Source organism: Massilia mucilaginosa, from assembly GCF_011682145.1.
Lineage (GTDB): Bacteria > Pseudomonadota > Gammaproteobacteria > Burkholderiales > Burkholderiaceae_D > Telluria_A > Telluria_A mucilaginosa.
On record NZ_WHJH01000012.1, the window covers coordinates 1 to 25,797 of the forward strand.

At 65.6% G+C, this 25,797-nt stretch carries 23 protein-coding genes and 2 pseudogenes; 9 read left to right on the forward strand and 16 right to left on the reverse strand.

The features are described from left to right. Nucleotides 1-284 precede the first annotated feature (284 nt). The 3 genes and pseudogenes from F2P45_RS12435 to F2P45_RS12445 all read right to left on the reverse strand — a co-directional run bounded on the left by F2P45_RS12435 (nucleotide 285) and on the right by F2P45_RS12445 (nucleotide 3,221). The gene (locus F2P45_RS12435; protein WP_166874971.1) at nucleotides 285-1,082 is read right to left on the reverse strand and encodes a sulfite exporter TauE/SafE family protein; all 798 of its coding nucleotides are present in this window, start codon (nucleotides 1,080-1,082) and stop codon (nucleotides 285-287) included. 10 nt (nucleotides 1,083-1,092) lie between these two features. Further along, nucleotides 1,093-2,316: pseudogene (locus tag F2P45_RS12440) on the reverse strand (NAD(P)/FAD-dependent oxidoreductase); the annotation flags it as partial. A gap of 23 nt (nucleotides 2,317-2,339) precedes the next feature. After that, nucleotides 2,340-3,221: an MBL fold metallo-hydrolase gene (locus F2P45_RS12445; protein ID WP_166874974.1), complete on the reverse strand. Its 882-nt coding sequence runs from the start codon at nucleotides 3,219-3,221 to the stop codon at nucleotides 2,340-2,342. Between the two features lie 168 nt (nucleotides 3,222-3,389). Here F2P45_RS12445 and F2P45_RS12450 point away from each other — a divergent pair, with 168 nt between their 5' ends. Then, nucleotides 3,390-4,733: a sigma-54 interaction domain-containing protein gene (locus F2P45_RS12450; protein WP_370663244.1), complete on the forward strand. Its 1,344-nt coding sequence runs from the start codon at nucleotides 3,390-3,392 to the stop codon at nucleotides 4,731-4,733. Nucleotides 4,734-4,925: 192 nt separating this feature from the next. Here F2P45_RS12450 and F2P45_RS12455 read toward each other — a convergent pair whose 3' ends face one another. Further along, nucleotides 4,926-6,848 (reverse strand): PAS domain-containing hybrid sensor histidine kinase/response regulator, encoded by a 1,923-nt coding sequence (locus tag F2P45_RS12455; RefSeq protein WP_166874980.1) that lies wholly within the window; start codon nucleotides 6,846-6,848, stop codon nucleotides 4,926-4,928. A 130-nt stretch (nucleotides 6,849-6,978) separates the two neighbouring features. On the opposite strand from F2P45_RS12455, the pseudogene F2P45_RS36150 reads away from it, so the two are divergent. Next, nucleotides 6,979-7,209, forward strand: a pseudogene (locus F2P45_RS36150) (LysR family transcriptional regulator); the annotation flags it as partial. 5 nt (nucleotides 7,210-7,214) lie between these two features. After that, nucleotides 7,215-7,604 carry a hypothetical protein gene (locus F2P45_RS36155; protein ID WP_229505052.1) on the forward strand — a complete coding sequence of 130 codons (390 nt, stop codon included), beginning with the start codon at nucleotides 7,215-7,217 and terminating at the stop codon, nucleotides 7,602-7,604. 269 nt (nucleotides 7,605-7,873) lie between these two features. Here F2P45_RS36155 and F2P45_RS12470 read toward each other — a convergent pair whose 3' ends face one another. The 3 genes from F2P45_RS12470 to F2P45_RS12480 form a co-directional block, all read right to left on the reverse strand. Then, nucleotides 7,874-8,137: a hypothetical protein gene (locus F2P45_RS12470; RefSeq protein ID WP_166874984.1), complete on the reverse strand. Its 264-nt coding sequence runs from the start codon at nucleotides 8,135-8,137 to the stop codon at nucleotides 7,874-7,876. Between the two features lie 82 nt (nucleotides 8,138-8,219). Further along, entirely contained in the window at nucleotides 8,220-8,627 is a 408-nt protein-coding gene (gene rnk / locus F2P45_RS12475) for a nucleoside diphosphate kinase regulator (protein ID WP_166874987.1), read from the reverse strand. Between the two features lie 308 nt (nucleotides 8,628-8,935). Further along, complete coding sequence (locus F2P45_RS12480; protein WP_166874990.1) at nucleotides 8,936-9,688, reverse strand: SDR family NAD(P)-dependent oxidoreductase; 753 nt, start codon at nucleotides 9,686-9,688, stop codon at nucleotides 8,936-8,938. Nucleotides 9,689-9,825: 137 nt separating this feature from the next. Here F2P45_RS12480 and F2P45_RS12485 point away from each other — a divergent pair, with 137 nt between their 5' ends. From F2P45_RS12485 to F2P45_RS12495, 3 genes are read left to right on the forward strand one after another with little or no spacing between them, the layout of a single operon-like run. Next, on the forward strand, nucleotides 9,826-10,476 hold the full coding sequence (locus F2P45_RS12485; protein ID WP_229505053.1) for a TetR/AcrR family transcriptional regulator: 651 nt from the start codon (nucleotides 9,826-9,828) through the stop codon (nucleotides 10,474-10,476). Nucleotides 10,477-10,498: 22 nt separating this feature from the next. Further along, nucleotides 10,499-11,029, forward strand: a complete 531-nt coding sequence (locus F2P45_RS12490) for a DUF6985 domain-containing protein (protein ID WP_166874993.1) — start codon at nucleotides 10,499-10,501, stop codon at nucleotides 11,027-11,029. A gap of 17 nt (nucleotides 11,030-11,046) precedes the next feature. Then, on the forward strand, nucleotides 11,047-11,358 hold the full coding sequence (locus F2P45_RS12495) for a YdhR family protein (protein ID WP_166874995.1): 312 nt from the start codon (nucleotides 11,047-11,049) through the stop codon (nucleotides 11,356-11,358). Nucleotides 11,359-11,496: 138 nt separating this feature from the next. On the opposite strand, the gene F2P45_RS12500 is transcribed toward F2P45_RS12495, so the two are convergent. The 6 genes from F2P45_RS12500 to paoA all read right to left on the reverse strand — a co-directional run bounded on the left by F2P45_RS12500 (nucleotide 11,497) and on the right by paoA (nucleotide 20,809). Further along, nucleotides 11,497-14,583 (reverse strand): CHASE domain-containing protein, encoded by a 3,087-nt coding sequence (locus tag F2P45_RS12500; RefSeq protein ID WP_166874998.1) that lies wholly within the window; start codon nucleotides 14,581-14,583, stop codon nucleotides 11,497-11,499. Nucleotides 14,584-14,702: 119 nt separating this feature from the next. After that, the gene (locus tag F2P45_RS12505) at nucleotides 14,703-15,452 is read right to left on the reverse strand and encodes a class I SAM-dependent methyltransferase (RefSeq protein WP_166875001.1); all 750 of its coding nucleotides are present in this window, start codon (nucleotides 15,450-15,452) and stop codon (nucleotides 14,703-14,705) included. Nucleotides 15,453-15,753: 301 nt separating this feature from the next. Beyond that, complete coding sequence (locus F2P45_RS12510) at nucleotides 15,754-16,710, reverse strand: cupin-like domain-containing protein (protein WP_166875004.1); 957 nt, start codon at nucleotides 16,708-16,710, stop codon at nucleotides 15,754-15,756. Nucleotides 16,711-17,007: 297 nt separating this feature from the next. Then, on the reverse strand, nucleotides 17,008-19,209 hold the full coding sequence (gene paoC, locus F2P45_RS12515) for an aldehyde oxidoreductase molybdenum-binding subunit PaoC (RefSeq protein ID WP_166875007.1): 2,202 nt from the start codon (nucleotides 19,207-19,209) through the stop codon (nucleotides 17,008-17,010). Nucleotides 19,210-19,211: 2 nt separating this feature from the next. Next, nucleotides 19,212-20,165: an FAD binding domain-containing protein gene (locus tag F2P45_RS12520; protein WP_166875010.1), complete on the reverse strand. Its 954-nt coding sequence runs from the start codon at nucleotides 20,163-20,165 to the stop codon at nucleotides 19,212-19,214. Continuing rightward, nucleotides 20,162-20,809: an aldehyde dehydrogenase iron-sulfur subunit PaoA gene (paoA, locus tag F2P45_RS12525; RefSeq protein WP_166875013.1), complete on the reverse strand. Its 648-nt coding sequence runs from the start codon at nucleotides 20,807-20,809 to the stop codon at nucleotides 20,162-20,164. Before paoA ends, F2P45_RS12520 begins: the two co-directional genes overlap by 4 nt. Nucleotides 20,810-21,080: 271 nt before the next feature. Here paoA and F2P45_RS12530 point away from each other — a divergent pair, with 271 nt between their 5' ends. Then, the gene (locus F2P45_RS12530; RefSeq protein ID WP_166875015.1) at nucleotides 21,081-21,338 is read left to right on the forward strand and encodes an antitoxin VbhA family protein; all 258 of its coding nucleotides are present in this window, start codon (nucleotides 21,081-21,083) and stop codon (nucleotides 21,336-21,338) included. 57 nt (nucleotides 21,339-21,395) lie between these two features. Here the strand turns inward: F2P45_RS12530 and F2P45_RS12535 are convergent, their stop codons facing one another. Together F2P45_RS12535 and F2P45_RS12540 are read right to left on the reverse strand one after the other, a co-directional pair. Beyond that, the gene (locus tag F2P45_RS12535) at nucleotides 21,396-21,608 is read right to left on the reverse strand and encodes a hypothetical protein (RefSeq protein ID WP_166875018.1); all 213 of its coding nucleotides are present in this window, start codon (nucleotides 21,606-21,608) and stop codon (nucleotides 21,396-21,398) included. A 150-nt stretch (nucleotides 21,609-21,758) separates the two neighbouring features. Further along, a complete protein-coding gene (locus F2P45_RS12540) occupies nucleotides 21,759-22,670 on the reverse strand; it encodes a hypothetical protein (protein ID WP_166875022.1) in 912 nt (303 codons plus the stop codon). Nucleotides 22,671-22,782: 112 nt separating this feature from the next. On the opposite strand from F2P45_RS12540, the gene F2P45_RS12545 reads away from it, so the two are divergent. Next, nucleotides 22,783-22,944, forward strand: coding sequence for a hypothetical protein (locus F2P45_RS12545; protein ID WP_166875025.1), 162 nt, complete (start codon nucleotides 22,783-22,785; stop codon nucleotides 22,942-22,944). 64 nt (nucleotides 22,945-23,008) lie between these two features. Here the strand turns inward: F2P45_RS12545 and F2P45_RS12550 are convergent, their stop codons facing one another. Next, the gene (locus F2P45_RS12550; protein WP_223164728.1) at nucleotides 23,009-23,914 is read right to left on the reverse strand and encodes a M48 family metallopeptidase; all 906 of its coding nucleotides are present in this window, start codon (nucleotides 23,912-23,914) and stop codon (nucleotides 23,009-23,011) included. Between the two features lie 315 nt (nucleotides 23,915-24,229). On the opposite strand from F2P45_RS12550, the gene F2P45_RS12555 reads away from it, so the two are divergent. Next, complete coding sequence (locus F2P45_RS12555; protein WP_166875027.1) at nucleotides 24,230-25,594, forward strand: DUF4214 domain-containing protein; 1,365 nt, start codon at nucleotides 24,230-24,232, stop codon at nucleotides 25,592-25,594. Nucleotides 25,595-25,797: the final 203 nt, after the last annotated feature.

The window sequence follows — 25,797 nt, forward strand, 5'->3', positions numbered from 1 at the left end:
GCTGCTCTGAGGTAGAATTCATGTCGGGCAAGGTGGCGTTTTTGTTGATAGCTGTGTTTCTAGATAACTCACATTTTATCAATCACTTACGGCATTCTTGCCCTTTTTTATGCAAAATTCAGGCTAGCAGTCTGTCGGACTTGGGATCGTCGGCTGCAAAAATACCTGGGATGGTCCATATTTCGCCTCTTTCTCGGCCAATAGCTCGCTATTGGCACTGCGAAATCGTCAAAATCTGGCCTCGCCCAGCTATTTTCTCGCTTCGACTCCCCAAGTCCGACAGGCTAGACAATGGCGCGCACCAGGAGCGCGACCGCCACCAGCGCCGACACCAGCGCAAAACCCTGTTGCAGGCGGGCACCCGGCAGACGCGCCGCCACCAGCCGCCCGGCGCTCATGCCGGCCAGCGCGCCCAGCGCGAACGGCCAGGCCACCGCCCATTGCAGATGCCCAGTGGCGGCGCTGGCGGCCACGCCCGACATCGAGACCAGTGCGATGACCGCCAGCGAGGTCGCCAGCACCGATTGCGTGCCCAGGTCGGTGAAGCGCTGCAGCGCAGGCACCATGACGAAGCCGCCGCCCACGCCCAGCAAGCCGGACAAGCCCCCCGCCACCAGCCCGGAACAGCACAGCGCCCGTGCGCACGGCGCCGTCCAATTCAGTTTGCCGCGCGCGAGGTCGAGCCGGCACGGCGGCGGCTTGCGGCGTGGCGCCGGCGCGTCAAGCGTGCAGCGCGAGCGGCGCCAGGTGCGCACCGCCACGTACAGCAGCACGATGGCGAAGACGGCCGTCAGCGGCCGGTTCGGCATGCGCTGCGCCAGCCACAGCCCGAGCGGCGAACATACCACCCCGGCGGCGGCCACCAGCAGCGCCGCCTTGTAGCGCACGGTGCCGCTGCGCAGGCCCATGCCCGCCCCGAGGCTGGCCGCCAGGCCGACCGCCACCAAACCGATCGGCCCCGCCTCGGCCATCGACAATCCGGCGCCGAACACCAGCAGCGGCACGGCCAGGATGCCGCCGCCGGCGCCGGTCAGCGCCAGCACGATGCCGACCGCGAAACCGAGCAGCGCGACGAGCGTCACCGCGCAGGCCTCACGCGTCCGCCAGGGCCGGCCTGGCCAGCCATTCGCGTCCCTTGAGCATGCCGCGCCAGTACAGCGGCGGCAAAATCCGCTCCTTGAGCAGCCACGCCAGCCGCGATGGGCGCGTGCCATCGATCAGCCAGGACGGAAAACTCGGCGCCAGCTTGCCGCCGTAATTGAACTCGGCCAGCACGACCTTGCCCCGCTCCACCGTCAGCGGGCAAGCCCCGTAGCCGTCGTAACGGGCCACGCCGGCCGCCTTGCCCAGCGCCGCCAGCACATTGTGCGCCACCACCGGCGCCTGCTTGCGCGCCGCCGCCGCCGTCTTGGCGTTGCCGGCATTGATGGCGTCGCCCAGCGCATGGATGTTGCTCCAATGCTTGTGGCGCAGGGTGGCCGGATCCACATCGATCCAGCCGGCGCCATCGGCCAGGGGACTGACCCGCACGAAGTCCGGCACCACCTGGGGCGGCACCACATGCAGCAGGTCGAAGGAGCGCGTGACCGACTCCTTCGACCCGTCCGCATGCAGGCGCGTAAACGTGGCGCGCCGCGCCGGGCCATCGACTGCGCTCAAGGTGTGACCCAGATGCAGGCCGATGCCATAGCCGTTCACATACCGCATCAGCGCCGGCACATACTCGGGCACGCCGAACAGGGCCGGCGCGGCGCTGCAAAAGTCGACCCGCACCTGCCCGAGCAAGCCGCTGCGCTTCCAGTGGTCGGCCGACAGGTACAGCGCCTTTTGCGGCGCGCCCGCGCATTTGATGGGCGCCGGCGGCTGCGTAAAAATGGCCTGGCCGGCGCGCAGGCTGCGCACCAGTTGCCAGGTATAGGGCGCCAGGTGGACCAGGTAGTTCGAGGTCACGCCATTGCTGCCGAGCGTCTGCGGCAGCCCGGCGATGGCATTCCAGTCGAGTTTGAGGCCGGGGCACAGCACCAGCTGCCCGTAGCACACCATGCGAAAGCCGTCGAGGATGACCGCATTGCGCTCCGGCTCGAACGCCGCCACCGCCGCCTTGATCCACTTGACCCCGCGCGGAATCACCGACGCCATGGCGCGCGCCGTCTGCGCGGCATCGAACACGCCGGCGCCCACCAGGGTCCAGCCGGGCTGGTAGTAATGCACGTCGGCCGGGTCGACGATGGCGATGTCGAGGCCCGGGTCGCGCGCCAGCAGGCTGGCCGCCGCCGCAATGCCCGCCGCGCCGCCGCCGATGATGAGCACTTCGTGCCGGTCCATGGTGCCGTTCACGCTCACAGCGCGTTGAGCGGAATTTTCAGGTAGCGCTGGCCGTTCGCTTCCGGTTCCGGAAACTGCCCCGCGCGCATATTGATCTGCACCGACGGCAGGATCAGCGCCGGCATCGCCAGGGTGGCGTCGCGCCGGGTGCGCATGGCCACAAAATCATCTTCCCCGATGCCGCCGCCGACGTGGACGTTGTGGGCGCGTTCCTCGGCCACGCTGCTGACAAAGCGCACTTCCCGTCCGCCGGGCTGGTAGTCGTGGCACATGTAGAGCAAGGTATCGTCGGGCAAGGCGAGCACCTTGCCGATCGAGCGGTACAGGGTGCCCGCGTCGCCGCCCGGAAAATCGCAGCGCGCGGTGCCGTAGTCGGGCATGAACAAGGTGTCGCCGACGAACGCGGCAAGGCGTCCGCCGTAGCCCACCACGTAGCTCAGGCAGGCCGGCGTGTGGCCGGGCGTGTGCATGGCGCTGCATTCCACGCTGCCGATGTGGAACGTCTCGCCGTCGGCGAACAGGTGGTCGAACTGGCTGCCGTCGCGCGCCATGCCGGCCCCGGTATTGAGCAAGGTGCCGAACACTTCCTGCACGGCGGCGATGTGGCGGCCGATGGCGGTCTTGCCGCCGAGACGGCGTTGCAGGTAGGGTGCGGCGGTCAGGTGGTCGGCGTGGACGTGGGTTTCCAGTATCCACTCGACGCTGGCCCCCAGTTCGCCCACGCGCGCGATCAGCCGGTCGGCCGAGGTGGTGCCGGTGCGGCCCGATTTCTGGTCGAAGTCGAGCACGCTGTCGATCAGGGCGCAACTGTTCGTCGCGGGATCGAGCACCAGGTAACTGACGGTGCTGGTGGCGGCGTCGAAGAAACCTTCGACCTGGAATGCGGCTGTGCTCATGCGTGGGTACTCTCCTGTGGATACCCGGTAGACAACGCAAAACGCATGCCAGAGCGTCCACGTGCCGAAACCATGATCCAGGTCCTTGATTTATCAAGGAATTGACATGCCGCCCGGCGCCCGACGCACTGCCATGCGACTGCCACCTGGCAGTGCCACTTGACAGTCATGGCAGTGCTGCGCCACCATGCGCCCCTGACCAGGAGCCGCCCCATGCCCACCGACCCGACCAAAGCAGCGCCAATCGCCACGCCCTCCGCGCAGGTGCAGTCGCTGGTATCGTTCCTCGAACACGAGGCGCAGCCAATGATCGTGCTCGACCCCGACTACAACATCCTGGCCGCCAACGGCGCTTACCGGCGCCAGTTCGGCGGCACCGGCAAGCCCTTCATCGGCCAGAAGTGCTATCGCGTCTCGCATCACTACGATCTGCCGTGCGACCAGGCGGGGGAGCACTGCCCGATGAAGAAAGCGCAGGAGCTGCGCGGTCCGGACCGCGTGCTGCACATTCACCACACGCCGCGCGGGCCAGAACACGTGGATGTGGAGTTGCGCCCGATCTTCGATGAACACGGGGCGATTAACGCCTACGTCGAGCGCTTGTCGACCGTGCGCAGCGCGTCGGCGCAGCCCAGCGGCGACGGTCTGGTCGGCCGTTCGCCCGCCTTCAACCAGGCGCTGGCCGCGCTGCAGCGGGTGGCGCCGTCGATGCTGCCGGTGCTGCTGCTGGGAGAATCCGGGACCGGCAAGGAACTGTTCGCGCGCGCCGTGCACGCCACCAGCGCCCGCGCGGGCGGCCCGCTGGTCGTGGTCGACTGCTCGGGCCTGAGCGAAACCCTGTTCGAGAGCGAATTGTTCGGCCATGAAAAAGGCGCGTTCACCGGCGCGGCGGTCCGCAAACCGGGGCTGGTGGACACGGCGCAGGACGGCACCATCTTCCTCGATGAAATCGGCGACGTGCCGCTGGCGATGCAGGTCAAGCTGCTGCGCCTGATCGAAACCGGCACCTACCGCCGCGTGGGCGGGGTGGAAACCCTGCACGCCAATTTTCGCCTGGTGGCGGCCACCCACAAACCGCTCGCGGAGATGGTCGCGCGCGGCGAGTTTCGGCAGGACCTGTACTACCGCATCAACGCCTTTCCGATCCGCCTGCCGCCGCTGCGCGAACGCGCCGACGATATCGCCCTGCTGGCCAATTCCTTCCTGGCGCGCCCAAGCGCCATGCGCACGGTGAGCATCGACGCGGACGCGCTGGCGCAGTTGCAGCGGCGCCCATGGCCGGGCAATATCCGCGAACTGCGCAACGTGCTCGAACGCGCCAGCCTGTTCGCCGACGATGGCGTGATCCGCGTCGCGCATCTGCCGCCGGCGCCGGCGCAGCCCGCCCCGGCCGCGCCGGCCGGCAGCGCCGTGCCGGTCCACTTCGACGGCACCCGCAGCGAACTGGCAGCGCACCTGGGCATCAGCGAGCGTACGCTGTACCGGCGCCTCAAGCAGCAGGGAGAATTCTGATCGCGCAACGCCATTTGGCAGAGATACTCCCACCTTGGCAGCATACATTCAACGGTTTATGACCGCGTTCGCGAAGATATCGGCGTGTCCGACATCGCCTGGTGCCAGCGCCATGGCGGCACGGTGCGCCTGCAGCGACGGCCCCGGCCACGGCAGCCGCTTCGAGATCGCGCTCCCGGTGGTGGTGGCCGCTCAGGCGACGTCGGCCAGCACGTCCATCAGGCGGCCGGTGTCGACCGGCTTGACCATGTGCTGGTCGAACCCGGCGGCCTCGCTGCGCTGGCGGTCGCTCTCCTGGCCGTAGCCGGTAATGGCCACCAGCAGCGCGCCGCGCGTGTGCGGATGGCCGCGCAGGCGCGCCGCCAGGGCGTTGCCGTCCATTTCGGGCAGGCCGATATCGAGCAGGCAGACGTCGAAACGGGCCGTTTCGATGCGTGCCAGCGCGTCCCTGGCCGAATGCTCGACCGTCATGCGGTGCCCCGCGGCTTCGAGCAGCATGGCCAGCATGGCGGCGGCGTCGACGTTATCGTCCACCACCAGAATATCGAGCGTGCGCGGCTGGCCGGCCAGGCGCTCGGGAGCGCGCGCGGCCAGTGGCGCCTCGCGCCCGTCGCGCAGGCGCGGCAGCGAGACGCTGAAGGTGCTGCCGGCGCCGGTCCCCGCGCTGAAACACGCCACCGTGCCGCCATGCATCTCGACCAGGCTTTTGACCAGCGCCAGCCCCAGGCCGAGGCCGCCGGCGGTGCGGTCGGACGTATGCTCGGCCTGGCTGAACAGGTCGAACACGCGGCACGCCAGCTGGTGCTCGATGCCGATGCCGTTGTCGGCCACGCTCAGCGTCACGCGCTCGTCCTCCATGGCGATGCGCAGGTCGATCTTGCCGCCGTCCGGCGTGTACTTGGCGGCGTTGTTGAGCAGGTTGCCAACGATTTGCACCAGCCGCTTGGCGTCGCCCAGCACCGTGCTGGCCTCGGGCGGCACATGGATGCACAGTTTGTGGCCGCGGCCGCGGATCAGCGGCGCGCTTTGTTCGACGGCGTCGGCGACGATGTCGCGCAGGTCGAGCGGCGCCGTGTCGAGCTTGACCACGCCGCCGGTCACGCGCGAGACGTCCAGCAGGTCGTTGACCAGATGCGTCATGTGGCTCACCTGGCGGCTGATGATTTCGCTGGTCTTGCGCACCCGCGCCTCGTCGAACTTGCCCAGCTTGAGCAGTTCGGCGGCGGCGCCGATAGGGGCCAGCGGATTACGCAGCTCGTGCGCCAGCATGGCCAGGAATTCGTCCTTGCGGCGGTCGGCGTCGCGCAGCTTGTCTTCGGCCAGCTTGCGCGCGGTGATATCGGCGATGGTGCCCACCAGTTGCGTGCGCGGCTGGCCGTCGCCGTCCTGGGGCCGTCCATACAGCTCGATCCAGCGCACCGCGCCGTTCTTGTCGCGCATGCGGCCCTCGAACTGGAAGCGCAGGTCGCCCGCCACGCTGGCGGCAACCGCCTGCGCAAAGCGCGCGACGTCGTCGGGATGCAGAAACTCGGCGGCAAAGCGCGTCGCGTTGACCGGCAGGGCTGAAGGCGCCACGCCGAGGATGGCACAGGTGCGCTCGTTATCCCAGGTGACCTGGTCGGACAGCGGGTCCCAGGTCCACAGGCCCAGTTCAGCCGCCTCGGTGGCCAGTTCCAGGCGTTCGGCGCTGTGCTGCAGCGCTTCGCCGGCCTGGCGCTCGCCGCTGACGTCGCGCGAGATGGCCAGGATGCGCTCGAGCTGGTGATCGGCGCCGAAGATCGGGGCGACGATCACCGCCCACCATTTCGGCGTGCCTTTGGCGGTCGGACAGAACGCGTCGAAGCGGCTGGTGGCGCCGCTGCGCGCGGCCGCGAGCGCCGTCAAGACCGTGGCCGCCATCTCGTGCGGCCACAGGCTGGCCCAGGGCAGGCCGACCAGTGGCGCAAAGTCGTCGATCTCCATCGCGCACTGGCCGTTCCTGTTCATCGAGAGAATATGGCCGCCGTTGTCGAGCACTTTCACGCAATCGGGGCTGCTTTCGTACATGGCCGGGCCAATGTCCGGGACGATGGAGGCAGGCCGGACAACACTGCTGGCGGATGGGAAATCGGACATGGTGAATCAGTTCTTTTCGACGAGCATGCCCAAAGCGGCTATGCCTCGATTCTACTGACTTGATACCGAAATTCGGTACGGTAGCAAACATAACCGTCAGCAAACGCGGCGCTACGGCAAAATCGGCGCCATGCCCAACCTCCGCCAGCTGGACCCGAATCTGCGCAAGGCGCTCGATGCCCTGCTCGACGAGCGCAACGTGACGCGCGCGGCGGCGCGCCTGAAGCTGACGCAACCTGCCATGAGCGGCATGCTCACGCGCCTGCGCGAGAGTGTCGACGATCCGCTGCTGGTGCGCGCGCGCCAGCGACTTGGTGGCGGTGGTGCCGCGCCGGCTGGTCGAGCAACTCGACGGCCTGGTGCTGCGTGAAACGCCGCTCTTTCCTGGCTGCGGATGCGCACGCGGCCACCGGGCAGGTCTTCGAGCAGCCAGGCGTGGTGCGCATCGAGGCGCGTGGCGGCGTCACCCTCGACCCAGCCGTCCCAGGCAACGCGGGCCGGCACACCCGGCGCCGGCGGCTGGTATTCGGTCACTTTGGCGTGCCCGGCGAAGCCGAAGGTGGTGAAGCGGAAGCGCGCGCCCTGGCTCAAGCGGGGGCCGCTGCCGTCGTCAAAGCTGATGTCGGAGACGTTGCCGTAGCAAGTTGGCCAGGCCAGCGTATTGTCGAGGCGGGGCCAGACCTCGGCCGCGCCCAGGCCGGCCACGATGATGTCGTTGGAAACGTAGTTGTCGGTGGTGCCGGGCAGATAGCCTGAGGGCCAGAGGATGTCGCTCATTGGGTGAAACCTTTCGATGAAGTGAATTGAAAGGGGAAACACGTGACCGGAGGATCTTGTTTTTCCCGCTATTCGAAGCACTTCATGATGCGTTTACCGCTGATATACGTCCAATCCTCGTTCATTATTGCGGCCATCAGGATTGGCGATACCGGAACGCACCAAAAGCGTCACCCTATCACCACATTGCCAGCGTCGCCGTACGGCATGGCCAGTGCAATCGCCTCCAGGATGTTCCCCAAACGACATTACCAATAATCTCTTTCCTCCTCCTCGACCAGGTCCCACATGATGAGCACCTCACGTTTCAGGTCGGCCAGTTCGGCACCGGAGACGTCAACCGTATTTTCATCGAGAAGGCGCGGAAGAAGAACCAAGCCGGCCCCGATGGCGACGTCGCTACCGTAGAAAGACTGACGGGTGGTCTCCACGCCAGCCACCCAGGAGGTCAAGGGCAGGTCGTTCCACTTGCCGTCTTGATCGATATACTGCGCAGTAACGCTGAGTGTCATGTCTAGTCCTTGTTCAAGTCGCTCTTGGACACGCGCCAGGGACAAGTTGGTATCTCCCGGGCAGCGCGCTACCGAGTAAAGTTCAGCGATGCAATTCGCCCGCGCGCTCGGGCTGGTACAGCACGTCGAGCACGGTGAGCTGAAAGCTGGCGCCGTCCGGCCGTTGCCAGTCGATGCTGTCGCCCACCGCCAGGCCGATCAGGGCGTTGCCGACCGGCGAGAGGATGGAAATGCGCTCGTCGTCGAGCTGCATGTCTTTCGGATAGGCCAGGGTCAGGTTGAATTCTTCCGCCGGCGCGTCGAGGGCGAAGCGCACGCGCGAATTCATGGTCACGACATTCGGCGGCATTTCGCCCGGCTCGACCAGTTCGGCGCGCGCCAGTTCGTCGAGCAGCAGGTTGCGGACGTCGGCCTGCGCGGCCGGAAGCGAGTCGAGCAGGGTTTCAAGGCGTTGCATGTCGACGGACGACACAATGATGTTGGGTCTCATGATGGTACTCCACGGGTGTTAATGAAGGGATACTGCGGATGGAGGGTGGCTCGGGAGGACGGGAAACGGCTTGTTTTCAGATTGTCCTCACCGAGCTCATGAGAGCCGGGCGAGATGGCGCGCGAGCGAGCGCATGCCGTCGCCACAAGGGGACGGAAACGCGAACATCGGATGGGAGCGCAGTGGGTTCATTGGCGGTGCGTTGACAGAATAGCCCGAGTATAGCGCTACTTGGACCAAGGCGGCGATTTCGGCGATCAATCCGGGCGCGCCAGCGATCCGATCTGCGCCGCCAGCGGCGCGCCGCGTTACCAGGCAACCGGGCCGGCATCGTCCGAAAAGGTAGCGCTCGGGCCGTCCGCGCCGATCAGCGCCAGGCGGATCGCTTCGCGCGCGCCCTGCTCGACCGTGCGCGCGCCGCTGAAGTTGTTGAGCGCGGTGGCGGTGTGGCCGGGGCAGGCAATATTGACCTTGATGCCCTCCTGTTCAAGCGCGAAGGCAAACGCCAGCGACACCGCGTGCGCGGCCGATTTGGAGGTGGAATAGTTGCCGAACATGGCGCGGTGCGGGTTGGCCGGATCCGCATTCCACGCCAGCGAACCGCCGGTGCTGCCCATGTTGACGATGCGCGCCGCCGGCGCTGCGCGCAGCAGCGGCAGCATGGCCTGGGTCACGGCGATGAGGCCGAAGACATTGGTTTCCCACACAGCGCGCACATCGTCGAGCGAGGCGCTGGTGAGCGCGTTGGCGCGCATGACGTCGTGCGGAAAGCCGCCGCCCGGCTGGGCCGCATGCGAGATGCCCGCGTTATTGACCAGCACATCGAGACGGCCGAATTCGCCCCCGATCCGATCGGCCGCGGCGGCGATGGAGGCCGCGTCCGTCACATCGAGCTGCACGGCGTGGGCATGCGGGCCGATGGTGCGCGCAGCTGCTTTGCCGCGTTCCAGCTCGCGCGAACCGACCAGCACGGTCAAGCCGTGCGCGGCGAGGCCGCGGGCGATTTCGAGGCCAATGCCCTTGTTGGCGCCCGTAACGAGTGCGACAGGTTTATCATGCATGCTGTTTTCTCCTCTGAAAGAAAATGAACGGCGCTTGCCGCGACCACGGCGCCGGCGTAAAATGGAACGACGTTCCGCATAATGCGGAACACGGTTCCGCTTGTCAAGCGGGAATGCACAGCGACGTGGATAGAAAAATGACGAAGGAAATCATGACCGGGGGCGATGAGGAGCTTAAGGAGGCGCCCAAGCCGCGTCCGATGCGCGCCGACGCGCGCCGTAGCGAGGAAGCCCTGCTGGAAGCGGCGCTGGCGGTATTTACCGCCTTGGGGGTGGACGCGCCCGTGCGCGACATCGCCGAGCGGGCGGGCGTGGGCATCGGTACCTTGTACCGGCGCTTTCCGCAACGCGCCGACCTGATCGTGGCGGTGTTTTGCCGGCAGGTGGACGACTGCGCCGACGCCGCGCCGCTGCTGGCGCGCGAGCATGATCCGGGCGAGGCCGTGTCGCGCTGGATGCTGCGCTACGCCGACTTCCTCATGGCCAAGCGCGGCCTGGCCAGCGCCCTGCACTCGGGCGACCCGGCCTACCATGCCCTGCCGGCCTACTTCGACCAGCGCCTCGAACCCGCGCTGCGCTCCTTGATTGACGCCGCCGCCGCCGCCGGCCAAGTGCGCGCCGACATCGCGCCGCGCGAGCTGCTGCGGGCAGTGGGCAATCTGTGCTGCGCACCGGCCAGCGGCGACGGCGCCGCTGGCGCGCGCCGCATGGTGACCTTGCTGGTGGACGGCTTGCGCTACGGTGCCTGCGGCGCTGGCGCAGGCCAGCGTCCAGTTTTTTCAATTTGAACCACTACACACGAAAGCACACATGAACGTTCCAGGACTCGGTGACATGACCCTCGACGAAGGTACCGACTGGCTTTGCAGCGAGCCGATGCCGGTGAAAATGCTCGACGACACAATGTGCGAGATCGTCCTCGAAGGCTATGAGGACGATCCGCATCAAGAGGATTTTCATGCCGCCATCGCGGCGTTTCTGTCCAACGGCCCGGAAGTGCTCAAGGCGGCGCAAGCGCATATCTTCCAGTACTACCGCGATGTGAGCAGCCGCCAGGCGGCGTCGGACGAGGAGTTCGTATCGATCGCATCGCCCGCCGACGTCTGGCGCCATATCGAATTCGGCTACGAGCCGATGGTGGAACGGGGCGACCCCGATGAACGCGATGTCTACATTTCGCTCACCTGCAACTGCGATTGGGAACGCGAACACGGACTGCAGATCGTCCTGCGCAACGGCAACACGGTCTGCAAGATCGGCCCTTTCGATGGGCACGTGACCAATGCCGATGCATACGACGATGACAGCCTGAAAGACGTCATCTATCGCAGTCTGACCTGAAGCCGGAGGAGTCGCAGATGATCATCGCCATGACCGCGTTTGCTTTGCCCAAGCCAATCACCCGCGAGGAAGCGCGCGCCATCTTCCTCAGCACGGCGCCGACCTACCAGGATGTGCCGGGCCTGCTGCAAAAGCACTACCTTCTCTCGGAAGACGGCGCCACGGCCGGCGGCGTGTATGTGTGGGCGTCGCGGGAGCAGGCCGAAGCGATGTACACCGAGGCGTGGCGCGCATTCGTGCGCGGGAAATACGGCACCGAGCCATCGGTCACCTATTTCGACAGCCCGGTGATGGTCGACAACGTGGCTCAGAAGGTCTTTACTTACTAGCGGCGTACACTGAATGAGGCGATAAATGCGGGGAATCCACTCGCTTCAATGTGTACGCTTTCAAGCAAAGAATGAGGGAGACGTACGGCTCAATACAAGCCCGCACGCCAAATCTGGACATAAGCCCGCAGTACCAGCCTATGAACCCAGCATCCTGCTCGCCAGCGCGTCGCGCACATGCTGCGCCAGTTGCGCGCGGCGGTATGGCTTGCCGAGCAGCCGCACGCCGTCATCGAGCCTGCCGCCGGTGGTCAGCGCGTCGCGCGTATAGCCGGACGTGTACAGCACCGCCACGCCAGGCAGCTCGCGCTGCGCCAGCATCGCCAGCTCGATGCTCGACACCGGCCCCGGCATCACCACGTCGGTAAACAACAGGTCGACCCACGCCCCCTTGCGCAGCATGGCCAGGGCACTGGCGCCGTCGTGCGCTTCCAGCACGCAGTAGCCAAGCTCGTTCAGGGTTGCCACCGTGGTCGCGCGCACTTCCGCATCGTCTTCCACCACCAGCACCGTTTCGCCGCCGCCCACCACGTCCTGCTCGGCCGCGCCAAGCTTGCTGATGGCGCGCTGGGCCGAACGCGGCAGGTAGATTGTCACCGTGGTGCCCTTGCCGATCTCGCTATCGAGCACGATGTGGCCGCCGCTCTGCTTCACAAAACCATACGCCATGCTCAGCCCCAGGCCGGTCCCCTGCCCCACCGGCTTGGTGGTGAAGAACGGTTCGAAGGCGTGCGCGATCACCTCGGCGCTCATGCCCTGGCCGCTGTCGGCAAAGCTGAAGCGGATATAGTCGCCAGGCACCAGGTCGAGCGCGCCGGCATGCCCGGCGTCGACCGTCTCGTTACCCAGCCCGATGCTCAGAACGCCGCCGCCGGGCATGGCGTCGCGCGCGTTAATCGCCAGGTTCATGACCACGTTTTCCCACTGGCCGGGGTCGACCAGGGTGTTCCACAGCCCGTCGTCGGCGTCGATGCGGATGCGCACCGATTCGCCCAGCGCGCGCTGCAGCAGGTCGTCCATCGCCTGCAAGGTCTGCAAGGGATTGAGCACCACCGGCTGCAGCGGCTGGCGCCGCGCGAACGCGAGCAGCTGCGAGGCCAGCTTGGCGCCGCGGTCGACCGCCGACTGGATGCTGTTCAGGCGCTTGTGCAGGCGCGCGTCGTCGCGGTTGGTGAGCTGGAGCAGTTGCACATTCCCGCCGATGACATGCAGCACGTTGTTGAAGTCGTGCGCCACACCGCCGGTCAGCTTGCCGACCGCTTCGAGCTTTTGCGAATGCTGCAGCGCGTGGCGCGCCTCTTCCAGCGCCAGGCTGCGTTCGACTTCGAGCTGTTCGGCGAGCTTGCGTTCGGAGATGTCGCGCATGAAGGCGCTGACCACGAAGCCGGATGCCTGCGGAAAGCCGGCAATGGCCAGTTCGACCGGCACGCGGCGCCCGTCGCGGTGCAGCGCGCTCACTTCGAACACGTTGCGGATCATGGTGCCGGCGCCGCTGGCGACCAGGCGCGCGATGCCGGCGTTGTGGGCGGCGCGCAGTTCTTCCGGAATGATCAGGGTGGCCAGGTCGTGGCCGATGGCGCTGTTTGCCGGCCAGCCGAACATCGCTTCGGCCTTGGCGTTCCAGTCGGTGATGCGCCCGTCCGCGCTGACGGCGACAAAGGCATCGTGCGAATGGTCGAGGATGACGCTGACCCGGTGCTGTTCGGCCGCCAGGCGCGTGTTCGCCTCCAACAGGGTTTGTTCGTCGGCCTTGGCGCGCGTGATGTCGGTGTGGGTACCGATGGTGCGCAGCGGATGGCCGCCGGCGTCGCGCGTGACCGCCATGCCGCGCGAGCGGATCCAGCGCCAGCTGCCGTTCTTGCAGCGCAGGCGGAACTGGCATTCGTAGGTTTGGTCGGTGCTGTCGACGTAGGCGTTCAGGGTGGCCAGCACGCGCGCGCGGTCCTCCTCGTGAATCAGCGCCTCGAAGGCGGCGTTGGTGGGCGCGATGTCGTCGGCGCCGTAGCCGAGCATTTCTTTCCAGCGGCGCGAATGGACGATGTCGCCGCTGCCGCGGTTCCAGTCCCAGACGCCGTCGCCGGCGCCCTCGAGCGCATACTTCCAGCGAAATTCGCTTGCGCTGAGCTGGCGCGTCATGTCGGCGGCCAGCGCCATGGCGCGTCCGCGGCCGGAGGCGAGCGTCCACACCAGCAGCGCCAGCAAGGCGCCGGCGGCGACGCCGGCGATGGCGATGAACTGCGGCCGGTCCGAGCCCTGGCGCGTCTCGAACTGCGCCGCCGAGCGCACGTGCAGGGTCCATGGACGCCCGGCGACGACCACCCGCACCACGGCGGAAAAACGCGCCGGACGCAGCATCTCGGCCGGCGTTTCGCGGGCGGAGCGGTACAGCCGCGCGCTGTCGTCGATGGCGTTGCCGTCGTAGATCGACAGCATGATGTCGCCCGAGCGCTCGCCGCCCAGGCCGTCCATCAGGTCGTCCATCCGAAACGGCGCGCCGACCCAGCCGATGATGTTGGCGCGCCGCTCGGCCACGCTGGCGGCCGGCGCATCGCGGCGGTACACGGGCAGGTACATGACCAGCCCGGCCTGTTCGTTGCGGCCATTTTCCTGGATCAGGCGCACCTTGCCCGAGGCGGCCGGCTGGCCGGTATCGCGCGCCCGCTCCATGGCGGCGCGCCGGGTCGGGTCGCTCAGCATGTCGAATCCGAGCGCGCGCAAGTTCAGGCCGGAGAAAGGTTCGATGTGGGTAATGGCCGACAACATCGGCCGCTCGCCCAGCGGATGGACCGTGTAGCCCGGGATCTCGCGGCGGCGCGCGGCGGTATGCGCGTCAAGTTCGTGTGGAGCGACCAGTTCGACCAGCGCGATGCCCTGGATGCCGGGATAGGTTTCTTCCAGACGCAGCGCGGCGATGTAGTCGCGGAAGTCCTTGCTGTCGGCCTTCATCGAGCCGAGCAAAAAGGCCCGGGTGCCGCGCTGGACCTGCTCGTAATTACCCATGCGCTGTTCGATGCGGCGTTCCACCTGACGCGCCTGGAAGGCGAATTCGGCGTGCTGGCTATCTTCGAGCTCGGCATGGGCGAATTGCCAGGCGAAAGCCGTTGCAATGATGGCAATCAGAAAGATCGTCAACGCCAGCACGGAGGGAGCGTATTTACCGCGCACAGCGGCGACAAACGCGCCCGTGCGGCGCTTTTCTTCAGGCTGGGCAATGCTGGGCGGCATAGGCATCTTTGAAAAGGACAACTCGCATTATCAACCAAATGTGAGATTCCCCATGGCAAAGTGTTGCAGTACGCCTACTTTGCGCGCCATGCGCGCTTGTGCTTGCGCTGGCGTGGCGATTATGCGGGCCGGGTGCCGATCAGGATCGGCTGGTAAAAGGCGTCGTCGATGCGGCGCACGTTCTCGAAGCCCGCTTCGCGCATCAGCGCGCCCATCTTGTCGGTCGATATGGCGTAGTAGCGCGAGCGCATCGCGTGCGTCTGGACCGCCTGGGTCGCTAGATCTTCTTCGATGAAGTAAAAGGTCAGGTCATAGTGTTCGCCGGCGAAATCCCAGACCTGGAACAGCACGTAGCGCTTGCCGTCTTCGGTGCGCGCGCCGTACGGCTTGACCAGGTTGACGCCGCGTTCTTCGCGCGCGTAGTCGCGCATCGACATCAGAAAGCCGCCGCCGGGCGCCAGGCAGGCGAACATCTGGCGCAGCGCGATGAGCAGGTCGGCATCGGTGAGCAAGTGCGGCAGCGAGTTGTCGCAGGAGAGGACGATATCGAAACCGGCGCCATGATGATCGTGGGCGCGGCGCATGTCGCACACCGAAAAGTCCACGGCGGCGCCGGCCAGGCCGGCTTCGCGCCGGGCGCGTTCGATTTCCTTCTCCGACAGATCGGAGGCGGTGACGGAAAAGCCGCGCCGGGCCAGGCCGATGGCCTGGGTGCCGATGCCGCAGGACACGTCCAGCAGCTTGCGCTTGCCCGGCCATTCGGCGTCGATCAGCGTGCCGAGCTGCTCGCCTTGCAAGGCGACGCTGGCGTGCCAGTCCTGGTGGATCAGGTGGTAGAACGGCGTCAGGCGGTCGTAAAAATCGGACATGGGTTCCTCGTCAATGGCGGAGCGCAAGCTCGTGGATAGACGGGAATAATAGCATTCAGGCAAACTTGGTGTGCGACATCATTTGTCCGACGCCAGAAAAGAACCCCGGTGTCAGGTCTGACATTCGGACACGAGCCCAACTCTAATGTGATGTGAAATCAGCCACAGGCCGTGGCGCGAGAATATCATTTTTGCAACCCCATTGTTCAGGTCGTGTCCGAATGTCAGACCTGACACCGGGGGTGGTTGATTGTCACAAGGGTAAGGTCGGCGAAAGTTTCCTCGCCAGGGATCTCTTTTGCTAATCCTGCGCGCGCCGCAAGGACGCTTCGCCGTTCAAGGCAAACGGCATCGCCCGCGCCCACCGGTTGGCCGAGAGCGAAAACGTCAGCGCGCGCACCTGGTGATACCACCCTGCCGGCACGTAGAGCATGTCGCCCGGATTGACGATGCACTCGATCATGTTGGCCTGGCGCGCGAGCGGGAATTTCTCGAAATCGGGCGCTTCGGGGTCGACCGGCGAACCGAACAGAATGGCATTGGCCTGGCTGGGGTACAGGAATTCGTCATGGTGCGGCGGCACCAGGAAAATCCGCTTGGTGCCCCACACCTGGGCGAAGATGTTGTCGTCGTAGTCGCAGTGCAGCGGCGTGACCGTGCCCGCAGGCCCGAGCCAGAAGCGCGGCGGCCCCATTTTGCTGAAATACGCGGGCCAGTAACACATGCTGTTCAATTCGCGCAGTTCCAGATTGCCCAGGTACGGCGGCAATCCCGGCGTGCCGGCGCCAACCAGGTCCAGATACTCCAGCATCGACATATCCCGCATGGCGCGGTCGGGCGCGAACGCGGTGTTGATATAGTCGCCCACGCGGGCGCGCACCGGCAGGTGGCTGAAGCGCTCGCGCAGCGTTTGCGGGGTAAGGGACGACAGCGGCCAGCGCCTGGCCACACCGGTGATCACGAATGGCAGCCCTTGTGCGGCGCGCGCGCGAAACGCCGCCGCAACGAGCATCCCGATGCGCGGCACGTCGTCGATGACAGGCAGTTCGCGTGCGACCCGCTTGATCGCCTCGCGCATCGCATCGATGGAAGTGACCCCGCGCACCAGCGCATCGCGCTCTTCACGCGCCCGCTGTTTGGCGGCGGCGTCGCCGGACCATGCCGTTTCCGTCGCCAGCCGCGTTGGCGGCATCCGTGGCGCCACGCGCGCCTGTGGTGGTTCCTGGTCGGGAACCACCGTTTTCTTCTCACTTGACATAAACCTCTACCATCTTCCCGTTATTGCCTGACGCGGCGACAAACCGCAAACCTCCGGTTCGCGCCTTGGGACGACAGCATAACGCATGCGATGGCGCTGTTCCATCTCTTTGCGGCGCAGTCAGCCATCCGACAGGTCGGGACGCTGGCATACTCCAGATATCCAGTAGTTGCGAAAACGGTTCGCGCCCCGACTTCGCATCATCGATCCGATTGCCCGGCTTGTGCGCAGCCGATACGAACGCGCCCGCGGCTCGAAAGGCGCGGGCGCGATCTGGACAACACTGCGCCAGCGCTGTCAGCTCATGGCCGGCATCTTGTCGAGCAGCTTGTCGAGCGTGACCGGATAGTCGCGCACGCGCACGCCGGTGGCGTTGTAGACCGCGTTCGCAATCGCCGCCGCCACTCCGCAAATACCCAGTTCGCCGACGCCCTTGGCTTTCATCGGCGACGACATCGGGTCGGTCTCGTCGAGGAACACCACGTCCTGGTGCGGCACGTCGGCGTGCACCGGCACTTCATACCCGGCCAGGTCGTGATTGACGAAAAACCCGGTGCGCGTATCTACCACCAGTTCTTCCATCAGCGCCGCGCCCAGGCCCATCGTCATCGCGCCAATCACCTGGCTGCGCGCCGACTTCGGATTGAGGATGCGCCCCGCCGCGCACACGGCCAGCATGCGCCGCACCCGCGTTTCGCCGGTGGCGCTGTCGACCGCGACTTCGACAAAGTGCGCACCGAAGGTCGATTGCTGGAATTTCTTGTCCAGGTCGCCGTACTCCATCGCATCTTCGGCCACCAGTTCCCCGCCCTGCGCGGCCTGCGCCAGCGCCACGCTCTTGCCGCCCGCGCTGACGGCGCCGTCCGAAAACCGGGCCTCGGCCGGATTCATGCCCAGCTTCCGCGCCACCGCCTCGCGCATCTTCATGCACGCCGCGTACACGCCGGCGGTGGAGCTGTTGGCGCCCCACTGCCCGCCCGAGCCGGCCGATACCGGAAAGCTGGAGTCGCCCAGCTTGACCACCACCTTGTCGATCCCGACGCCCATCATCTCCGCCGCGGTCTGGGCGATGATGGTGTAGCTGCCGGTGCCAATGTCGGTCATGTCGGTTTCCACCGTGACCACGCCCTTGCTGTCGAGACGGATGCGGGCGCCCGACTTCATCACCATATTGTTGCGGAAGGCGCTGGCCACGCCCATGCCGATCAGCCAGCGCCCTTCGCGCTTCTTGCCCGGTTCGGCGCTGCGTTCCTTCCAGCCGAAGCGCTCGGCGCCGCTGCGCAGGCAGTCGACCAGGCGGCGCTGCGAAAACGGACGGCTCGGTTTTTCCGGATCGACCTTGGTGTCGTTAAGGATGCGGAAGGTGACCGGGTCGATCTTGAGTTTGTCGGCCATTTCGTCCATCGCGATTTCGAGCGCCATCAAGCCCGGCGCTTCACCCGGCGCGCGCATCGCGTTCCCTTCCGGCAGATCGAGCACCGCCAGGCGCATCCTGGTCATGCGGTGCGCGCCGGCGTACAGCAGGCGCGTTTGCATCACCGCGGTCTCCGGCTGCCCCCCCGGCAGGTCGCCCGACCAGCTTTCGTGGCCGATGGCGCTGATCTTGCCGTCGCGCGTGGCGCCGATGCGGATGCGCTGGATGGTGGCCGGACGGTGCGTGGTGTTGTTGATCATCAGCGGGCGGCTCAGCGCCACCTTGACCGGGCGCTTGGCCGCGCGCGCGCCCAGCGCCGCCAGCAGCGCTTCCGAACGCAGGAACAGCTTGCCGCCGAAGCCGCCGCCGATAAACGGCGAAATCAGGCGCACATTCTCTTTCGGGATGCCGAGCGTCTTGGCCAGGTCGCCGCGGGTCCAGTCGATCATCTGGTTCGCGGTCCACACGGTCAGCTTGTCGCCTTCCCACGTGGCGATCGAGGCGTGCGGCTCCATCATCGCGTGCGACTGATCGGGCGTGTGATAGGTGGCGTCGAGCCTCACCGGCGCGCCGGCGTAGGCGCGCTCGAAGTCGCCGACCTTGGTGTCGGCGTTGTCGTCCCCCTTGGGCTGTTTGGCCGCGCCCTTGACCTTGTCGAGTTCATACGCGCCCTTTTCTTTTGCGTACGTCACCTTGACCAGGCCGGCGGCGGCGCGCGCCTGCTCGAACGTCCCGGCCACGACCAGGGCGATGGCCTGGTGGTAGTGCTCGATCTCGGGTCCGCCCAGCAACCTGGCGGTATTGAACTTGCCCTTGCCGAGGGCGCCGGCATTCTCGGCGCTGATGACGGCGATGACGCCCGGCGCGCGCCGCGCTTCATCGAGCTTGATCGAAGTGATGCGGCCCTTGGCGATGCCGGCGCCCACCACGTAGCCGTAGGCGGCGTTCGGTGCTGCGTCGTTCTGCTCGTAGGCGTATGGCGCGCTGCCGGTGGTCTTGGCCGGGCCGTCGATGCGGTCCAGCGGACGGCCGACCACCTTGAGCTGGTCGATCGGGTTGGTGGTGGCGGGTGTGGTGAACTTCATGGTCAGCCTTTCTTCGCATCCGCCAGCACCGCGTGAAGCGTGCGCTGGACCAGCGTGATTTTGAATGCGTTGTCGTGCGTCGTTTTGGCGCCTGCCAGCAGTTGGTCGACGACGGCCCTGGCGCCGGCCGCCATCTTTTGCTCGGCCGCTTCGATGCGCCACGGCTTGTGGGCCACGCCGCCGAGCGCCACCCGGCCGCCGGCGTCCGGCAGGATCACCGCCGCCACCGACACCAGCGCGAATGCGTACGAGGAGCGGTCGCGCACCTTGCGGTACACGTGCGTGCCGCCGAGCGGCTTGGGCAAGGTGACGCTGGTGATCAGTTCACCCGCTTCGAGCAGCGTTTCGATGTGCGGCGTGCTGCCCGGCAGGCGGTGCAAGTCGGCGATCGGGATCATGCGCGCGGCACCGTTGGCGCGCACCGTTTCCACTTGCGCGTCGAGCAGGCGCATGGCCACCGCCATATCGCTCGGATGGGTGGCGATGCAGGCGTCGCTGGCGCCGACAATGGCGTGCTGGCGGCTGAAGCCACCGATGGCCGAACAGCCGCTGCCCGGCTGGCGCTTGTTGCACGGCTGGTTGGTATCGTAAAAGTACGGGCAGCGGGTGCGCTGCAGCAGGTTGCCGGCGGTGGTCGCCTTGTTACGCAACTGCATGGAGGCGCCCGACAGCAAAGCGCGCGCGAGCACGCCGTAGTCGCGCCGCACCCGCTCGTCGGAGGCCAGGTCGGTATTGCGCACCAGGGCGCCGATGCGCAGGCCGCCGTCCGCTGTGGCTTCGATCTTGTCGAGACCGAAGCCGTTGACGTCGATCAGATGGCCCGGGGTTTCGATGTCGAGCTTCATCAGGTCGAGCAGGTTGGTGCCGCCGGCGATGAATTTGGCGCCCGGGGCGCGCATGGCGGCGGCGGCTGCGTCGGCGGCGCTGGTGGCGCGCTGGTAGGTGAAGACCTTCATGCGCGGCTCCCGGCGACGTCGGTAATCGCATCGACGATGTTCGAATAGGCCCCGCAGCGACAGATATTGCCGCTCATGCGCTCGCGGATTTCTTCCGCCGACAGCAGCGGCCTGGCCATCAGGTCGGCGCTGACGTGGCTCGGGATACCCTGGCCGATCTCGTCGATGACCGAGACGGCCGAACAGATCTGCCCCGGCGTACAGTAGCCGCACTGGTAGCCGTCATGCTTGACGAAGGCGGCCTGCATCGGGTGCAGCTTGTCCTTGTTGCCGAGGCCTTCGATGGTGGTGATCTTCGACCCTTCGTGCATCACGGCCAGGCTCAGGCAGGAATTGATGCGGCGGCCGTCGACGATGACGGTGCAGGCGCCGCACTGGCCATGGTCGCAACCCTTCTTGGTGCCGGTCAGGTGCAGGTTTTCGCGCAGCACATCGAGCAAGGTGGTGCGGGTGTCGACATCGAGCGCGTGGCGCTTGCCGTTGACCTCGAAGGCGACCTTGTTGGTGACCGGCGCGGCGGGCGCGGCGCCGGCAACCGCGTCGGCGGCGCCGGCCGCACCCGGCACGCTGGCCGCTGTGACGCTGATGGCGCCTGCGATTAACAGTTCCCGCCTCGATAGTGTGATGTCGCTGAACTCGTCCATGTGTTGGCATCCTTTGAAGGCGTTGAGTGGTGGCTTGTGCATACGCAAAATGCGCAATGTATCAAGCGTGCCCGGGATGCATGGATCAGTCTGTTAAAAGACGCACACTCGTGCGATAAACCGCGTGCCGGGCACAAGTGGGCGTAAGGTAAGGCGGAAAAGTATCGGCGAATAGATGGGATATACTACTTGGGCTTATCAGCGTGGGGAATGAATGCGGCAGTCACGGTCCGCGCCTTGCCGCCGCCGCACTATTTGAAGGAGTCATGCGATGGAAGAAGACCAGCCGGCGAGCCGGGACGAGGCGGATGCGCACTCGCCCGACACCGCAAGCACGGGCAAGGGCATTTCCGCCAGCGAGCGCGATAGACGGAAGAAGGCCGTGGCGTTTGCCGTGGCCAACGCGGGCTTGAGCGGCTTCAACGTCCCACTGGAGACAGACCCGCAGTTGCAGCGTTTCATCGACGGCGACATCGACCTGGCCGAACTCCTCGATGGGAACCTCAGCGTCGATCAGCTCGGCAAGTAACAGCGCACGTGAATCGTCAGGCGCGTTTCGCCGGGCGCGCCAACCGAGTGCGGCGGATCAGGCGCTGCGCACCCTGATCTCCATGGCCCTGGAATGCCACCACATGCCAACACCAACGCCGAGCAGCACCAGTGCGATCCCATAAGGACCGGTGAACGGCGGGATGGCAATCGCCAGGCCGACCGCCAGCACGGCGGAAGCGATCAGCACCGTGGTCATGCGCCAGCTCGTCACCATGAACGACACCAGATTGACGATCAATTCTTCCATATGCCAGCTTGTTAGTTTCCGAAAGATAATTCTGCGCCCGGCAGTTGGCGCCGTCAAGACCTCGGACGCCGGAATCAGCTGACGGCGGTAGCGCCGGCGATGCACGGCTGCGTCCAGATGCGCACTCGTGCGATCAACCGCGCATACCGATCAAGCGTCGCCGAAGGCAAGGGAGAAAGCGCTGGCGCATCGACGAGAAGCACTAAGGCAAGCGCCATGCGCGTCAGGAATCAGGCTCGTCCCGCTCGCTCGCGCTGTACCGCATGAAGTCCAGATCGGCAAGAAGACGGCAAGCCGTCCCAATGGATCGCCCCCTTCCTGGAACCAGTGAAGATGGACGTAATGTCGCAGACATGAATTCCAGTCGGTGTCGGTAACGACCTTCGCGCACCAGCTTTCATTCGGTGCCCACACCTCGCAGTCACGCTTGAGTTCGGCGATCTCGCGTTCCAGCACATCAAGGCCGTCGACGTAGATGCCCGGACTTTCCATGCGCGTGCGGCCCTGGATCAGCCGAAAGCGCCGCTCCAGATACGGGGTCCCTTCGAGCATTCCCTCCCGCGCATAATCGCCACTGATCCTGCCGATCTTGAGCGGCAAGCCCTGCTTGTCGTTCATCGGCCGCATGCCGAATGACACTTGTTTTGGCAGTTCGCGGAACAAGCTCGCGATCTCGGGTAGGCTGTAGAGCATGAAGTCCAGCGTGGAAAAGATCTCCACAAGGCGCAGAAAAGGATCGCCGCCGTCCTGGTACCAGCTCAGTTCCAGGCAATCGCGCTGGCCGCTGGGAAAATGGGCCGGCGTGACCAGCCTCGCGGTCCAGGCATCGTTCGCGGGTTTGATTCGGCTGCATTTTACAAACACAGCGCAGCAGGCGGCGTGACGCTTTTTGGCCACGATGCATTGCCGCGCGCGATTGCGGTCTTTGGTACGCGGAAATTCCCTTTCCAGCCAATAGCCAGGTCCGCAATCGACAACGGTTCGCTGACGGGCGCCAACACCTCGCTGCCGATCCTGGCCGGCGCGCAGAGCAACACCAGTGCCCAGGGCTGCAAGACGCACTGCCGCTTCAAAGGAAGATCAGCGTCGGCGCGACATTTGCAATCCTGTTGGAAACATTTGACACGGGAACCGCTATGACGGCGACCTGGCGGCCGCCACGGCAACGACCGATGTGGTCGCTTTTGAGGACGATGCGATTGCTGCGATGATGAGGCTGCCGCCGCCGCGCGGCGGGCCCGATCGGGCCGGGGAGGCGCCGTTCGCGCCGCACGACGCGCCCGTCGTCGAACTGACGGTGGCCGGCAACAGCGCGGACGCGCTCAAGTTGGCCTGAGCACGCCCGCGCGCCAGAGCCGGTGCGCAGCGTTTCTTGCGAATCGCCGCGCACTGGCCTGGTCTTACTTGGCCTTGGATTTTTTCGTCGCGCCTGCTTTTGCCGGGCGTGCTTTTACCGGCTCTGTCTTGACCTGTTCCGGCTTTGCCTGTTCCGGCTTGGTGGACGCCTCATACAGCGGCAACACGCGCGGCTGCATCGCGGTCAGCGAAGCGATCCGGGTCGAGTCGGCCGGGTGGGTCGACAAGAACTCGGCATTGCCGGCACCGCCCCCTTCGGCCGCCATCTTTTCCCACACCGACATCGCCGCTTTCGGATTGTAGCCGGCGCGTGCCGCCAGTTCCAGGCCGATGGTGTCCGCTTCCGTTTCGTTCTGGCGCGAGTTCGGCAAGGTGAACAGGTAGTGCGACGCTTCGCTGGCAACGGCGACCTGCAAGCCCTTGGTCGGCGCCAGCACGCTGGCCAGCGCGGCCAGGCCGCCGGTGGCCTTGGCCTGCGACATGCGCTCACGGCCGTGCTCGCGCAAAGCGTGGGCGATCTCGTGGCCCATGATCATCGCGATTTCATCGTCGGTCAGTTTCAGCTTGCGAATCAAGCCCGTGTAAAAGGTGATCTTGCCGCCCGGAGCGCAGGTGGCGTTGAGGATCGGCGCGTCGATCAGCGCCAGTTCCCATTTCCAGTCCTTGGTATCGTCGCGGAACACCGGTACCTGCACCTGCAAAGCCTTGGCGATGCGCGCAACGCGCGTGTATTCAGGCCCGCTGGTCAGCAGGCGTCCCGCACTTTTTGCCTTCTGGTTCTGGTTGCTGAAATCGCTCAGCGCCATCGCGTCCACTTCCGACGCCGGCACGATCATCAGCTGGGTACGGGTGACGCCGACGGCGCCCGGCTTGGTGCTGGTGGCGCAACCGGCCAGGGCCGCGACCGCGATAACGGCCAGGCACAGCCTGGTTTGCATGGTGTTCAACATATGTGTTACTCCGAGTTACATAAAGAATTGCCTATGATAATAGTTTCTTATGCGGATGTCATGATTTTTATCAATATCAATGATATATTTTATACTAATGTCGTTTTTATCAACACGCTTGTCCGCGTACAGACTACCCATCACGAAATCGGCCGCCGGACATGCAGGCTTACCAGTGCTTACAACTGCTAACAGCCCATTAACAAGAAAGACATATTTCTATCTAGAAATTGAACGGCACTCGTGGAATACTGAACCCATGCGAGCGGCTTGTCAGGCATGCCGCTTCCCCAGACGAACGACAAGGACCCCATCATGGCCTACCCCACAATCGATTACCTGCCCTCCTTGACAGCGCAACAACTTGCTCTAGCCCATCCGCTGGTGCTCGACAAACCGTCTGGGCTCAGCCCCGGCTCGGGGTGGGACCTGTCGGTCGATGCGAACACCAACAGCGCTTACGCGGCCCTGGACGATCTGTACTCGTTCACGATGATCGAGAACGCCACCTACGATATTTTCAGCCACAGCTTTTTCGATCCCTACATGATCACGCTGTACGATCAAGCCGGCAGAGTGATCGCGATCGACAAGGAAAGCGATTCCGGCTACGGCATGGACTACCTGTCCAACTTCGTCGCGCCGTATTCGGGCAAGGCGTACGTCGAAGCCGGCTGGCACCAGGGCTCGGCCGCTGTACACCTCAGTGCGGCGCTGTCGATCTACGCCGACCTCGACACCATCCCGAAACCGACCAACACCATGATCGGCAACGACGGCGTCGACATCTTCATGGCCACCAAGAGCAGCGACCTGGTCGATGGTGCGGGCGGGGTCGACACCATGGTCTACACAGGCAAGCGCGGCGATTACGACATCGTCAAGAGCGGCGCCGAACTGAAGATTTACTCGCTGGTCAGCAACGATGGCGTCGACAGCCTGCGCAATGTGGAAAAACTGCGCTTCAGCGACAGCGTGAGCGACATCCGCCACAGCGACCTGGCCCAGGCGCTGTACGTCAGCTACTTCGGACGCGCGGCCGACACGGGCGGCCTGAAGGGTTTCCAGGCGCGCCTGAGCGAGCTCAATGCACCGTCGAGCGCGGCCGAACTGAGTGCCCGCTACAACACCGACGCCAGCGTCAAAGGCCTGATCGACTCGTTCGGCTCGAGCGCCGAGTCGAACGCCCTGTACTCGGGCGACAACAAGGCCTTCGTACGGGCGATCTACAGCAACTTGCTCGGCCGTGAGCCGGACCAGGGCGGCCTCGATTTCTGGACCGGCGCCATCAACACCGGCGCGCTCACGCGCGCCAACGCCTCGCTGTCGATCATGGCCGGCGCGCAGGGCAACAGCAGCACCCAGGGCAAGCTCGACGCCCTTCTGATCGGCAACAAGATCAGCGTGGCCTCGAATTTTACCTACGGCCTGGAAACCGAAGGCAAGACCGGCGCCTATAACGGCCTGGGCGCAGCCGCCGTGTCGCGCGACCTGCTCAAACAGGTGACCGCCAATACCGATGCGTTCACCTTCCAGACCCAGGTGATCAAAGCGGTCGCTTCTCTGCCGACCTCGGCCGGCGGCCTGTCCCCCATCGGCGACGCACCGCCGCACGCGGACGCCCCGCTCATCCTGCTCAGCGGCGTGGACAGCCAGCCGCCCTCCCTCCTGTATGCCTGATTGAAGCGCGTGTGCGCCGGCAGCGCCCGGCGCGCGCGCCCTTTCCGCTCCCCGCTTTTGTTTTCTTTTCGCCATCTTTTCTCCCGCAACTCGTCAATGCCCGCGCCCGGTAAGTTACAATCCCGGGCGCAGTAGTCGTACACCTCTGCCGTAAAGAAGCTGCCGGGGTGGCATCTTAAAAACATAAGACTTTAAGCGAGACA